Origin of the sequence: Intestinimonas massiliensis (ex Afouda et al. 2020), assembly GCF_900626285.1 — a bacterium.
In the GTDB taxonomy this organism is placed as follows: domain Bacteria; phylum Bacillota; class Clostridia; order Oscillospirales; family Oscillospiraceae; genus Flavonifractor; species Flavonifractor massiliensis_A.
The window spans coordinates 99772-111808 of record NZ_LR131148.1; the positions used below are offsets into that span (position 1 = coordinate 99772).

The window sequence follows — 12037 nt, forward strand, 5'->3', positions numbered from 1 at the left end:
ACCATGAGCGAAACTGTTACCAAGAAGAAAGAGCCTGGGATGGCCACTCTGGTCATCGTGCTCTTTGCCATCTGCGCCATCACCGCTCTGCTGCTGGGCCTGACGGACCATGTCACCGCCCCCTACATTGCGGCCAACAACGAAAAGACCACCCAAGAGGCCATGGCCAAGGTGCTGCCTTCCGACAGCTATGAGAAGGTCACCGATCAGTACACCGGCGGCGATGCCACGGTGGAGGATATCTACAAGGCCGGCGACGCCGGCTACGTGGTGCAGGTGAAGCCCGCCACCTCCTTCAGCGGCAACCTGACCGTGATGGTGGGCGTAGGCCCCGACGGCGCCTGCACCGGTATTTCCATCGTCAAGACCGGCGAGACCTCCGGCCTGGGCTCCAACGCCGGTAAGGCTGACTGGCAGGCCCAGTTCGTGGGCAAGACCGGCGAGGTCAAGGTGACCAAGGACGGCGGCGACATCAACGCCATCACCGGCGCCACCATCACCTCCCGCGGCGTGTCTGAGGCCGTTACCAGCGCCATCGCCGCCGCGGCCAGCATGGGCTAAGGAGGTAGCGAAAAATGAACGTGAAAAAGCAATTCATGGACGGTATGTTCTTCCAGAACCCCGTTACCGTCCAGCTGCTGGGTATGTGCTCCACCATGGCCATCACCACCACGCTGTTCAACGGCATTGGTATGGGCGTGTCCGTGCTGGTGATCCTGACCCTGGCCAACATCATTATTTCCGTCCTGCGCAAGATCATCCCCAACAACATCCGGATCGCCTGCTTCATCGTGGTCATCGCCGGCTTCGTTACCATCGTTGACCTGTGCCTGCAGGCCTTCCTGCCCTCTCTGTCCTCCAGTCTGGGCCTGTTCATCCCGTTGATCGTGGTGAACTGTATCATCCTGGGCCGCGCCGAGTCCTTCGCCTACAAGAACGGCGTGGTTGCCTCCGCTCTGGACGGCATTTTCCAGGGCCTGGGCTACACCGTGGTCCTGATCATCATGTGTGTGGTCCGTGAGTTCCTGGGCAACGGCACCTTCGGCGGCGGCATCCTGAACGGCGGCAACGGCATCCGCATCATCCCCGAGGGCATCCCCGCTCTGGGCATGATCCTGCCGGTGGGCGGCTTCATCACCCTGGCCTGCTTCATCGCCGCCATGCAGTATTTCCTGAACAAGCCGAAGAAGACTGAGAAAAAGACTGAGGAGGTGGCCAAGTAATGGATTGGGCACAACTGTTTACCGTGGCCCTGGGCGCCATCCTGGTCAATAACTTCATCGTGGCCCAGTTCCTGGGCATCTGCCCCTTCATGGGCGTCTCCAAGAAGGTGGAGACCGCCTCCGGCATGGGCATGGCCGTTATCTTCGTCATGGGCCTGGCCTCTGCCATCTGCTGGCCCATCAACGCCTTCATCCTGGTGCCCCTGGGCCTGACCTTCATGCAGACCGTGACCTACATTCTGGTCATCGCCGCCCTGGTGCAGTTTATCGAGATGTTCCTGAAGAAGTCCATGCCCTCCCTGTACGAGGCCCTGGGCGTGTACCTGCCCCTGATCACCACCAACTGCGCGGTGCTGGGCGTGGTGCTGCAGAACACCCAGAACAGCTATGATTTCATCACCAGCGTGGTGTACGGCATCACCGGCGGTATCGGCTTCCTGCTGGTCATCGTGATCTTCGCCAGCATCCGGGAGCGGATGGAGTTCTCCGAGTGCCCCAAGGCCTTTGAGGGCTTCCCCATCGCCCTGATGGCCGCCGGTCTGGTGGCCCTGGCCTTCCTGGGCTTCTCCGGCCTGAAGGTCTTTGGTTAAGGGAGGCGGAAGAGTATGAATACAGTTATTTTTGCCGTTGTGGTCCTGGCTGCGCTGGGCGCCATCTTCGGCCTGGTGCTGGCCATCGCCGCCAAGGTGTTCGCCGTTGAGGTGGACCCCAAGGAAGAGGCTGTGCTGGCCTGCCTGCCCGGCGCCAACTGCGGCGGCTGCGGCTACCCCGGCTGCTCCGGCTACGCCGCTGCCGTGGCCAAGGGCATCGCTCCTGTCAACGCCTGCGCCGCCGGCGGCGAGGCTGTGGCCGCTCAGATCGGTGAGATCATGGGCGTGTCCGCCGGCGCTACCGTGAAGCAGATCGCCCAGGTGCACTGCACCGGCTGCGGTCAGAACTACAAGCAGTACAAGTATGTGGGTCTCCACGACTGTGTGGCAGCCTCCAAGCTGCCCGGCGGCGGCGACCTGAGCTGCTCCTACGGCTGCCTGGGCCTGGGCTCCTGTGAGAAAGTGTGCCCCTTCGACGCCATCCACGTCATTGACGGCGTGGCCAAGGTAGACGAGGAGAAGTGCAAGGCCTGCAGCAAGTGTGTGGACGTGTGCCCCCGGCACATCATCGCCCTGGAGCCCTACAAGACCAAGCGTCACGTCACCATCCCCTGCTCCTCCCACGATAAGGGTGTGGACGCCCGGAAGGTGTGCGACAACGGTTGCATCGGCTGCTCCCTGTGCGCCAAGAACTGCCCCAAGGAAGCCATCACCATGGTCAACAACCTGGCTGTCATCGACTACGAGAAGTGCATCGGCTGCGGGATCTGCGCCCAGAAGTGCCCCCGCAAGCTGATCACCGTGGATGGCAAGGTGCCCGTGGTGAAGCCCGCGGCGCCCAAGGCGGCTCCTGCCGCCGCCAAGCCCGCCGCTCCTGCGGCTGAGGCTCCCAAGGCCGAGGCCCCCAAGGCCGAGACCCCCGCTGAGCCCAAGGAGTAAGAGAACGCAAAAAAATCAGGACCTGCAAGCTTGCAGGTCCTGATTTTTTTGCCCTGGTGCTCAGTGCTGGCCCAGCTGGAAGGAGGCGCACTCGGTGGAGGCGCAGTTGGTGGCGTTGGGCTCGCAGCAGCCCACCTTGATCTCATTCAGGGTGCAGTAGTTCTGGCCCTGGCAGTGGTGGGCGCAGTTGGACACGGAGCACTTGATGCTGTTGTTAGGGGTCTGATTCATGGAATAATTCCTCCTTGTTTCCGTGGTACGCCAGTAGTATGGCACGGAAGGGAGCGGATTATTCCTCCTTTTTTTCCGCCTGCTTTTCAGGCTCCTCCGGGGGGAGAACCTGGGGGATGAACCGGCGGGCAAATTTGCCCTTGCCCCGGTTTTTCACATAGAAGTAGCCGATGGTGGAAAAGACCACCGCGCCGATGAAGTTTACGAACAGGTCCATCATGGTGTCCAGAATGCCGATATCCAGATAGCCCCCCAGACCCAGGGGGTGCTGTGTGCCGTCGCCGGTGACCACGATCACATCGGTGATGTCGTGGATGGCCACCGGATGGTTGCCGCCGGTGGGATCCAGCATCACCGAGCCGATGGAGTGGACGATGGTGTCCTTCTGCATGTCCAGCAGGAAGAGCTGGTCCATGGTGCACTCAAAGAACTCCCACAGCACCCCGATGGTCATGGAGAAGCAGAAGGCCACCAGAGCCAAGTAAACGGGCGACAGGCTGAAGGTAAGCCGCTCATCCCGGTTGAGAATGTCCAGCAGCGAGAAGCCGATGGCGGCGCACAGAAAGCCGTTGATGGTGTGGAGCATGGTGTCCCAGTAGGGGAACTGGATGTAGTAGGCCCGGATCTCCCCCAGAATCTCCGCGGCGAAGATGAACAGCAGGATGATGATCTCCAGCGTGTTGGGAATGTCGATACGGATCTTTCGCTCCAGAAAGCTGGGCAGCGTAAAGAGAAACAGGGTGAGCACGCACAGGAACACGTTTTCAAAGTTGCCGTTGAAGAACTGGGCAACAAGCATAAGGATAACCAGCAGCCGCAGGATGAAGTAGACGGCGGCCAGCTTGGGATTTTCCCGGACCTGGTCCCGAAACCGTTTGCGGCGCTCGGAACGATCAATCTTTTGCTTCACGCGGCACCTCCTCTTACCCCCCTGCCGCCGGGGGCAGCTCCTGGGCGGACAGGCGCCGGTAGATCTCCGCAGAGTGGAGGTTTTCGGCGGCCTCCTCCGGCCGGAGGGGGCGGGTTACCTTGGCGGGGGAGCCCATTACCAGGCTGCCCGGCGGGACCACGGCATTCTGGGTGACCAGGGCGCCGGCGGCCACCAGACTGCCCGCCCCGATGACACAGCCGTTGAGCAGGATAGCGCCCATGCCGATGAGGCAGCGGTCCTCGATGGTGCAGCCGTGAATGATGGCGCCGTGGCCGATGGTCACATCCTTGCCGATGGATACGGGATAGGTGGGGTCGCAGTGGATCACCGCGTTATCCTGTACATTGGAGCCCTCACCCACATGGATGGAACTCTCGTCACCCCGCAGTACCGCGCCGAACCAGACATTGGCCTCTGCCTCCAGGGTCACATTGCCCAGCACGGTGGCGTTGTCCGCAGCCCGGGCGGTGGGGGCACAGACGGGGGATTTGTCCTGATATGAATGGATCACAGGAACCTTCACACTCCTTTTCTGAAAAAATCGACAGGTATACCCTTCATTATAGCGGGTGCCCTCCGGGCTGGCAAGTCAAATCTGGGTGTGCCCGGCATAGGATAGGGAGGAGGTGAGCACAATGGATCTGAAACACAACAAGATCACCGTAGGCGAACTGCTGGACCACCCGGGTGCCCGGGCGGTGCTCCAGCGCCGGTTTCCCATGGTAATGAAGCACCCCATGATGGGGGCCGCCCGCACCATTACATTGGAACAGATCCTGTCGGTGGCCCAGGCGTATGTACCCCAGAAGAAGATCGACGAGACCCTGAACGAGCTGCGCCGGGCCTGAGCAAAGCGGGGCAGGAGAGATTTCTCCTGCCCCGGATTGACTCAAGCGGCCTTCCGGTGTGCGGGCCGGACATACCAGCGCAGGGCGTTGGTGTCCTCCGTCCGCCGGAGGACCAGCGCGGTGAGCAGGGTGTCCAGGCCCCACAGAGCCAGTACCGGCGGCAGAAGCCAGGCCGGAAGGAAGGAAACCAGCAGGGTCACCCGGGGGTGGAGGACCCCCAGCACCAGAACCGCCAGTGAGCCCCAGAACAGGCTGAACAGGGGGCACACCCGCCCGCTCAGGTTCAGGGGCAGGTGAGAGTAATCCCAGAAAGCCACCCGAAACACCTTTTCATAAAAGAGGCCGGTAAAGTATTCCACCCCGGTGCAGGCCAGGGCGGCGGCGGGGAAGAGAAGCAGCGGGTGCTGCCGGACGACCTCCGGCATCAGCAGAATGGCCAGAGCCCCCAGACCATATACCGGACAGACCGGCAGGATCAGCCGGCACTTGCGGTCCCGTTTGCCCTCCCTGCGGATGCGCACATACACCACTTCCAACAGGAACCCCAAAAAGCTGTAGATGAAAAAATACCAGAACCAGGCCATGTGACCGCCCCCTTTTCTGCCTTAGCATGGGCCGGAAAGGGGAAAACATGCGATGCAGTTTTTAGCAGGGATCATTGTCTCCTGGACCCACCAATGGGCAGGGGGAAAAAGCACGGAAATTTGTCCATTCTGCTCTTGCCGGAAGGTGGGGAAATATGATACGATAGAAAAAATTCAAAAGGGGTAATGAAGCGTCATGCGGCATCTGATCGACTTTGGAGACCTGACGAGGGCGGAGTGGGAGTCCCTGTACCAGCGGTGCAGTGATATTATGGACCACCCCGCCGATTTTATGGACGCCTGCCGGGGGCGGGTTATGGCCAGCCTGTTCTATGAACCCTCCACCCGTACCAATTTTTCCTTCCAGACCGCCATGCTGCGGGTAGGCGGCTCGGTGTTCGGCTTTGCCGATCCCAAATCCACCTCCACCGCCAAGGGCGAGACCCTGAAGGACACCATCAAGATGGTGTCCGGCTACGCCGACGTGGTGGTCATGCGCAATCCCAAGGAGGGCGCCGCCAAGGCCGCTTCCCTCTACTCCGACGTGCCGGTGATCAACGCCGGCGACGGCGGCCACATGCATCCCACCCAGACCACCGCTGACCTGACCACCATCACCCGCCTGCGGGGCGGTGTGGACGGCCTGTCCGTGGGCCTGTGCGGCGATCTGAAGAACGGCCGTACCGTCCACTCCCTCATCAAGGCCCTGGCCAAGTTCAAGGGGGTCAAGTTCTACCTCATCGCCCCCCGTGAGCTGGCAGTGCCCGAGTATATCCGCTCCTTCATGAAGGAGAACGACCTGTGGTTCGTGGAGGTCACCGGCCTGGAGACCGTCATGCCTCAGCTGGACGTGCTCTATATGACCCGCATCCAGCGGGAGCGCTTTGTGGACCCCCTGGAGTATGAGCGGTGCAAGGGCGTGTACGTCCTCACCCGCCGGAAGCTGGACCGGGCCCGGAAGGATCTGCTGGTGATGCATCCCCTGCCCCGTGTGGACGAGATCTCCATTGATGTAGACGACGATCCCCGTGCGGTGTACTTTGAGCAGGCCCGGTACGGCATGTACGCCCGGATGGCCCTGCTCACCGACCTGGCCAACCAGGAGCGCAAGAAGCCCGACCCGGTGGAGATCGGCACCAAGCCGGTGTGCTCCAACCCCAACTGCATCACCCAGACCGAGCACTATCTGCCCCCTCTGGTGAAGCAGAACGGCGGCGTGGACTGCTGCGCCTACTGCGACAAGGAGCTGCGGTAAGCGGACGGGCTTGACATTTGCCCGAAAAATGCATATACTATGTCCCAAAGGCTGAGAAGGGAAGGAGTACCTGCGCAAAAGGTACAGAGAGGAGCCGGTGTGGTGCAAGGCTCTCCGAAGGCGCGGGGAAGGTCGTCCCGGAGTCCCGTTTCTGAATGGAGTAAGAGGCGGCGGAATCCTCCCGTTACAGAGGCAATGAGTGTCCCGCAAGGGAAATTCAGGTGGTACCGCGGACTGAGTTCGGTTCGCCCTGAGCAAAGGCTTGGGGCGAACCTTTTGTTTTGCCCCGAAAAGGAGTGTATCAGATGAAGAAAGAGCTTCCCAAGGTCTATGAACCCCAGGAGGTGGAGGGCCGCATCTACGAGATGTGGGAGAAGAACGGCTGCTTTGTGGGCCACCGTGACCCCGACAAAAAGCCCTTCACCATCGTCATGCCGCCCCCCAACGTCACCGGCCAGCTCCATATGGGCCATGCCATGGACTCCACCCTCCAGGATATCCTGACCCGCTTCAAGCGGATGCAGGGCTATGCCGCCCTGTGGGTGCCCGGCACCGACCACGCCGGCATCGCCACCCAGATCAAGGTGGAGGAGGAGCTGCGGAAGAACGAGGGCCTGACCCGCTACGACCTGGGCCGGGAGAAATTCCTGGAGCGGGTGTGGGACTGGAAGAACAAGTACGGCAACCGCATCGTGGAGCAGCAGAAGAAGCTGGGCGCCTCCTGTGACTGGAGCCGCTCCCGGTTCACCATGGACGAGGGCCTGTCCAAGGCCGTCCGCCATGTGTTCGTCTCCCTGTACAAGAAGGGCCTGATCTACAAGGGCTCCCGTATCATCAACTGGTGCCCCCACTGCGTCACCGCCCTGTCCGACGCCGAGGTGGAGTATCAGGACAAGCCGGGCAATTTCTGGCACATCCGCTACCCCATCCAGGGGGAGAAGGACCGCTACGTCATCGTGGCCACCACCCGGCCCGAGACCATGCTGGGCGACACCGGCGTGGCCGTCAACCCCAACGACGACCGGTACAAGGACATCGTGGGCAAGAAGTGCATCCTGCCCCTGGTGGGCCGGGAGATGCCCATTGTGGCCGACGACTATGTGGACATGGAGTTCGGCACCGGCTGCGTGAAGATGACCCCCGCCCACGACCCCAACGACTTTGAGGTGGGCCTGCGGCAGCACCTGGACACCATCCGGGTGCTGGACGACAACGGCCGCATCGTGGAGGGGTACGGCAAGTACTCCGGCATGGACCGCTATGAGGCCCGGAAGGCCATCGTGGCCGACCTGGAGGAGCAGGGCTACCTGGTGAAGGTGGAGCCCCACCAGCACAACGTGGGCACCTGCTACCGCTGCCACAACGACGTGGAGCCCCTGATCTCCGCCCAGTGGTTCGTGAAGATGGCCCCCCTGGCCAAGGAGGCCCTGCGGGTGGTGAACGACGGGGAGGTCAAGTTCGTCCCCGACCGCTTCTCCAAGACCTATACCAACTGGATGGAGAACGTCCATGACTGGTGCATCTCCCGCCAGCTGTGGTGGGGCCACCAGATCCCCGCCTGGACCTGCCAGGAGTGCGGCCACATCACCGTGTCCGAGACCGATCCCACCGAGTGCGAGCACTGCCACTCCAAAAACATCGTTCAGGAGGAGGACGTGCTGGACACCTGGTTCTCCTCCGCCCTGTGGCCCTTCTCCACCCTGGGCTGGCCCGAGGAGACCGAGGACTACAAGTACTTCTATCCCACCGACGTGCTGGTCACCGGCTATGACATCATCTTCTTCTGGGTGGCCCGCATGATCTTCTCCGGCTGTGAGCACACCGGCAAGCCCCCCTTCCACACCGTGTTCATCCACGGCCTGGTGCGGGACGACAAGGGCCGCAAGATGAGCAAATCCCTGGGCAACGGCATCGACCCCCTGGAGATGGCCAACCAGTACGGCGCCGACGCCCTGCGGTTCAACCTGGTCACCGGAAACTCCCCCGGAAACGACATGCGCTTCTATACCGAGCGGTGCGAGGCCATGCGCAACTTTGCCAACAAGATCTGGAACGCCAGCCGCTTCCTGATGATGAACCTGACCATCGACAAGTGTGAGCTGCCCGACAAGCTGGAGCTGGAGGACAAGTGGATCCTGTCCAAGCTGAACAGCGTCATCCCCGAGATCACTGACAACATGGAGCGGTACGAGCTGGGCGTGGCGGCCCAGAAGGTGTACGACTTCATCTGGGACTCCTACTGCGACTGGTATATCGAGCTGACCAAGACCCGCCTCCAGGGCGAGGACGAGGACTCCAAGGTGCGGGCCCAGCAGGTGCTGTGCTATGTGCTCACCGAGATCCTCAAGCTGCTCCACCCCTTCATGCCCTTCATCACCGAGGAGATCTGGCAGGCCCTGCCCCACGAGGGCGATTACCTGATGCTCCAGAAGTGGCCGGAGCACCATGCCAACCTGGACTTCCCCGAGGAGGAGAAGGCCATGGAGCTGATCATGGACGCCATCCGGGCCATCCGGGCCCGCAGAGCCGAGATGAACGTGCCCCCCTCCAAGAAGGCACAGCTCACCATCTCCACCCTGGAGCAGGCCGTGTTCCACCAGGGCATCCCCTTCCTGAAGCGGCTGGCCTACGCCAGTGACGTGAAGATCGTGGAGGCCACCGACGCGGTGGATACCCAGGGCATGGTGGTAGTCACCACCCACGCCGCCCGTCTGTACCTGCCTCTGGCCGAGCTGGTGGACCTGGAGAAGGAGAAGGCCCGCATCGCCAAGGAGCTGGACAAGAACCGCAAGGAGCTGGACAAGCTGGAGACCAAGCTGAATAACCCCGGCTTCGTGAACAAGGCCCCCGCCCAGGTGGTGGAGGCCGAGCGGGAGCGGGCCGGCAAGCTGAAGGCTCTGCTGGCAAAACTGGAAGAATCTGCCGCCGCTTTGAACGGATAAAACAGCCGAAAAACTGCGAAACGCCGCCATTGCCTTCGGATGGCGGCGTTTTCGTGTCCATATTGTCACTCTTTGTAACACGGTAGTGGTTGTACTTTTCGCGGGATTCAGCTAAAATACTAGAAAATGCCGCGTTATGGGAAAAGGAGGCGGGCTGCCTTGAAAAAGAAATGGATTCCCCTGCTGGCGCTGTTTCTGCTGCTGGCGGGCTGCACCGGCTCCTGCGGCACCGGGGATGTGACCGGAACGGCTCAGCCGGGGCAGAGTCCCACGCCCCCGGCCAGTGAAGAACCTACTCCCTCCGTCCGGCCGGTGGAGACGGAGCGCGTATCCCCCTCTGCCGACCCCGACCCGGAGATTTCGCCCACGTCCAGTCCCACACCCGAACCGGCGGTGTCCGACACTCCGGCTCCCGTGGCGGAGGGCCCCACGGATGAGGAGGTGCTGGAGGCCTACCGGCAGGCCCAGGAGGCCTTTTCCTGGTTCCAGGTTTCGCCCATGCCCTTTGATCCGGAGGACAGCCGGGAGGTGGACGGCGTGGTGTACTACCGGGTGGATTATACCGGCATCAGCAGCCTGTCCGCTCTGCGGGGCTATCTGAAGAGCCTCTTTTCCGACGCCCTGGTGGACACCCTGCTGCCCTATGACGGCACCCAGTATATCGACATCAACAACGTGCTCTACGTGCAGGACGGCGGCCGGGGCACCGACATTTACCGGGGCGCCGAATATACCCAGGTCATGCGGGCGGACAACCCCAACCGCCTGGTGGTGCAGGTCACGGTGGAGGTCGTGGACCCGGATCAGAACGGTGCGGTGACCGGCAGCGAGACCTATGAGTTCCCTTACGAAAAAGTGGGAGACCGGTGGATTTTTACCGATTTTTCCCTGGTGCGTTAGTCCCTTCGACAAATTAATAATAGACCGTGTGCTAACATCGCAGTATACCGAATCCGGTATGCTGCGATGTTTTTTTGCCCTTTTGCGGGCGAGGAAAGGATGGACAAGCTATGGCAATCACCTGCACCGGTGAGGGGCGGACCTTATATGCCGTCCTTGACGGAGAACTGGACCACCACAGGGCCAGGGAAATTCTGGCGGAGCTGGACCGGCAGATCGACCTGGAGCTGCCCCGCCGTCTGACCCTGGATCTGGGCGGGGTCAGCTTCATGGACAGCTCAGGCATCGCCGTTCTGCTGCGGGCCAGCCGCCGGATGAAGGAGCTGGACGGGACGCTGCGGGTGGTCCACGTGCCCCAGCAGGCGGCCAAGGTGCTGCGGGCGGCCGGCCTGGACAAGCTGATGGAATTGGAATAAGGAGGAATTTACATAATGAAACCGATGAATGAGGCCGTTGTGACCTTTCTCAGCCGGTCCGCCAACGAGGGCTTTGCCCGCACCACGGCGGCCTGCTTTGCCGCCCAGCTGGACCCCACCCTGGACGAGGTGAACGACATCCGCACGGCGGTGAGCGAGGCGGTGACCAACTGCATCGTCCACGCCTACCCGGACACCCTGGGGCCGGTGACCATGCGCCTGCGCCTGTTTGAGGACAACACCCTGGAGATCCAGGTGAAGGACAGGGGTGTGGGCATCCCCAATGTGGAGCAGGCCCGCCAGCCCATGTACACCACCGGCGGCGCCGAGCGCAGCGGCATGGGCTTCACCATCATGGAGAGCTTTATGGACAAGCTGAAGGTGCGCTCCGTCCCCGGCAAGGGCACGGTGGTCACCATGCGCCGCAGGATCTCCCGCCGGGCGGGGGCGGCGGGGTGAGGGTGGCCGACACCCCCCAGCTGCTGGAGGATGCCCGCCGGGGCGACAACGAGGCCTGCACCAGGCTCATTGAGGAGAACGGCGGGCTGATCTGGTCCATCGTCCGCCGGTACTACGGCCGGGGGGTGGAGCCGGAGGACCTGTATCAGCTGGGCTGCCTGGGGTTTCTCAAGGCGGTGCGGGGATTTGACCCCGCCTTCGGCTGCCAGTTCTCCACCTACGCCGTGCCCAAGATCGCCGGGGAGATCCGGCGGTTTCTCCGGGACGACGGAGCGGTGAAGGTGAGCCGGGGGCTGAAGGAGCGGGCGGGGGCCATCCGTACCGCCCGGGACAGGCTGTCCGCCCGGCTGGGCCGGGAGCCCACCCTGTCGGAGCTGGGGGCGGAGACCGGCCTGGAGCCGGAGGAGATCGCCGCCGCCGAGGAGGCCAACCTGCCGGTGGCCTCCCTCCAGATGGAGACGGGGGACGGTCTGACCCTGGAGAGCGTGCTGGGCACCGACGGCATGGAGGAGGGCATCGTGGAGCGGGAGGCCCTCCGGGCGGCGGTGGGCAGCCTGCCTGACCGGGAGAAGCAGGTGATCCTGCTGCGGTACTACCGGGGCATGACCCAGGAGCAGACCGCCCGGGTGCTGGGGGTGAGCCAGGTGCAGGTGTCCCGCATCGAGCGGCGCACCATGGAGCGGCTGCGGCGGAAGCTGGAGGAGTGAAGCAATTCTTAA

At 62.5% G+C, this 12037-nt stretch carries 15 protein-coding genes and 1 other annotated feature; of the genes, 11 read left to right on the forward strand and 4 right to left on the reverse strand.

The genetic code is table 11. The features are described 5' to 3' along the window. Positions 1–3 precede the first annotated feature (3 nt). From E0E41_RS16355 to E0E41_RS16370, 4 genes are read left to right on the forward strand one after another with little or no spacing between them, the layout of a single operon-like run. Positions 4–561, forward strand: coding sequence for an RnfABCDGE type electron transport complex subunit G (locus tag E0E41_RS16355; RefSeq protein ID WP_130870963.1), 558 nt, complete (start codon positions 4–6; stop codon positions 559–561). 14 nt (positions 562–575) lie between these two features. Then, positions 576–1223 (forward strand): electron transport complex subunit RsxE, encoded by a 648-nt coding sequence (gene rsxE / locus E0E41_RS16360; RefSeq protein ID WP_130870964.1) that lies wholly within the window; start codon positions 576–578, stop codon positions 1221–1223. Next, positions 1223–1813 carry an electron transport complex subunit RsxA gene (rsxA, locus tag E0E41_RS16365; protein ID WP_130870965.1) on the forward strand — a complete coding sequence of 197 codons (591 nt, stop codon included), beginning with the start codon at positions 1223–1225 and terminating at the stop codon, positions 1811–1813. The genes rsxE and rsxA overlap by 1 nt, the downstream gene beginning before the upstream one ends. A 15-nt stretch (positions 1814–1828) precedes the next feature. Next, positions 1829–2752, forward strand: a complete 924-nt coding sequence (locus E0E41_RS16370) for an RnfABCDGE type electron transport complex subunit B (RefSeq protein WP_130870966.1) — start codon at positions 1829–1831, stop codon at positions 2750–2752. Positions 2753–2812: 60 nt separating this feature from the next. Here the strand turns inward: E0E41_RS16370 and E0E41_RS16375 are convergent, their stop codons facing one another. The 3 genes from E0E41_RS16375 to E0E41_RS16385 are packed head-to-tail and all read right to left on the reverse strand — an operon-like array spanning position 2813 to position 4425. After that, positions 2813–2983, reverse strand: coding sequence for a DUF1540 domain-containing protein (locus E0E41_RS16375; protein ID WP_130870967.1), 171 nt, complete (start codon positions 2981–2983; stop codon positions 2813–2815). A 58-nt stretch (positions 2984–3041) separates the two neighbouring features. Continuing rightward, complete coding sequence (locus tag E0E41_RS16380; protein ID WP_130870968.1) at positions 3042–3893, reverse strand: hypothetical protein; 852 nt, start codon at positions 3891–3893, stop codon at positions 3042–3044. A 13-nt stretch (positions 3894–3906) separates the two neighbouring features. Next, positions 3907–4425 (reverse strand): gamma carbonic anhydrase family protein, encoded by a 519-nt coding sequence (locus E0E41_RS16385; RefSeq protein ID WP_130870969.1) that lies wholly within the window; start codon positions 4423–4425, stop codon positions 3907–3909. A 124-nt stretch (positions 4426–4549) separates the two neighbouring features. Between E0E41_RS16385 and E0E41_RS16390 the strand changes: the two genes are divergently transcribed. Next, complete coding sequence (locus E0E41_RS16390; RefSeq protein ID WP_130870970.1) at positions 4550–4762, forward strand: hypothetical protein; 213 nt, start codon at positions 4550–4552, stop codon at positions 4760–4762. A gap of 41 nt (positions 4763–4803) precedes the next feature. Here the strand turns inward: E0E41_RS16390 and E0E41_RS16395 are convergent, their stop codons facing one another. Next, the gene (locus tag E0E41_RS16395; RefSeq protein WP_130870971.1) at positions 4804–5346 is read right to left on the reverse strand and encodes a putative ABC transporter permease; all 543 of its coding nucleotides are present in this window, start codon (positions 5344–5346) and stop codon (positions 4804–4806) included. Positions 5347–5542: 196 nt separating this feature from the next. On the opposite strand from E0E41_RS16395, the gene pyrB reads away from it, so the two are divergent. The 6 genes from pyrB to E0E41_RS16425 all read left to right on the forward strand — a co-directional run bounded on the left by pyrB (position 5543) and on the right by E0E41_RS16425 (position 12025). Beyond that, a complete protein-coding gene (gene pyrB, locus E0E41_RS16400; protein ID WP_130870972.1) occupies positions 5543–6601 on the forward strand; it encodes an aspartate carbamoyltransferase in 1059 nt (352 codons plus the stop codon). 44 nt (positions 6602–6645) lie between these two features. Then, positions 6646–6857, forward strand: a binding site (T-box leader). Positions 6858–6906: 49 nt separating this feature from the next. Next, entirely contained in the window at positions 6907–9543 is a 2637-nt protein-coding gene (locus E0E41_RS16405) for a valine--tRNA ligase (RefSeq protein ID WP_130870973.1), read from the forward strand. 159 nt (positions 9544–9702) lie between these two features. Beyond that, on the forward strand, positions 9703–10443 hold the full coding sequence (locus tag E0E41_RS16410; protein ID WP_242623854.1) for a hypothetical protein: 741 nt from the start codon (positions 9703–9705) through the stop codon (positions 10441–10443). Between the two features lie 110 nt (positions 10444–10553). Then, positions 10554–10859, forward strand: coding sequence for an STAS domain-containing protein (locus E0E41_RS16415; protein ID WP_130870975.1), 306 nt, complete (start codon positions 10554–10556; stop codon positions 10857–10859). A gap of 15 nt (positions 10860–10874) precedes the next feature. Beyond that, complete coding sequence (gene spoIIAB, locus E0E41_RS16420) at positions 10875–11318, forward strand: anti-sigma F factor (RefSeq protein WP_130870976.1); 444 nt, start codon at positions 10875–10877, stop codon at positions 11316–11318. Further along, a complete protein-coding gene (locus E0E41_RS16425) occupies positions 11315–12025 on the forward strand; it encodes a sigma-70 family RNA polymerase sigma factor (protein WP_130870977.1) in 711 nt (236 codons plus the stop codon). Before spoIIAB ends, E0E41_RS16425 begins: the two co-directional genes overlap by 4 nt. Positions 12026–12037 lie beyond the last annotated feature (12 nt).

Coding starts and splice junctions, on each gene's coding strand:
- E0E41_RS16355 (WP_130870963.1), top strand. CDS start 4: ATGAGCGAAACTGTTACCAAGAAGAAAGAGCCTGGGATGGCCACTCTG.
- rsxE (WP_130870964.1), top strand. CDS start 576: ATGAACGTGAAAAAGCAATTCATGGACGGTATGTTCTTCCAGAACCCC.
- rsxA (WP_130870965.1), top strand. CDS start 1,223: ATGGATTGGGCACAACTGTTTACCGTGGCCCTGGGCGCCATCCTGGTC.
- E0E41_RS16370 (WP_130870966.1), top strand. CDS start 1,829: ATGAATACAGTTATTTTTGCCGTTGTGGTCCTGGCTGCGCTGGGCGCC.
- E0E41_RS16375 (WP_130870967.1), bottom strand. CDS start 2,983: ATGAATCAGACCCCTAACAACAGCATCAAGTGCTCCGTGTCCAACTGC.
- E0E41_RS16390 (WP_130870970.1), top strand. CDS start 4,550: ATGGATCTGAAACACAACAAGATCACCGTAGGCGAACTGCTGGACCAC.
- E0E41_RS16395 (WP_130870971.1), bottom strand. CDS start 5,346: ATGGCCTGGTTCTGGTATTTTTTCATCTACAGCTTTTTGGGGTTCCTG.
- pyrB (WP_130870972.1), top strand. CDS start 5,543: ATGCGGCATCTGATCGACTTTGGAGACCTGACGAGGGCGGAGTGGGAG.
- E0E41_RS16405 (WP_130870973.1), top strand. CDS start 6,907: ATGAAGAAAGAGCTTCCCAAGGTCTATGAACCCCAGGAGGTGGAGGGC.
- E0E41_RS16415 (WP_130870975.1), top strand. CDS start 10,554: ATGGCAATCACCTGCACCGGTGAGGGGCGGACCTTATATGCCGTCCTT.
- spoIIAB (WP_130870976.1), top strand. CDS start 10,875: ATGAAACCGATGAATGAGGCCGTTGTGACCTTTCTCAGCCGGTCCGCC.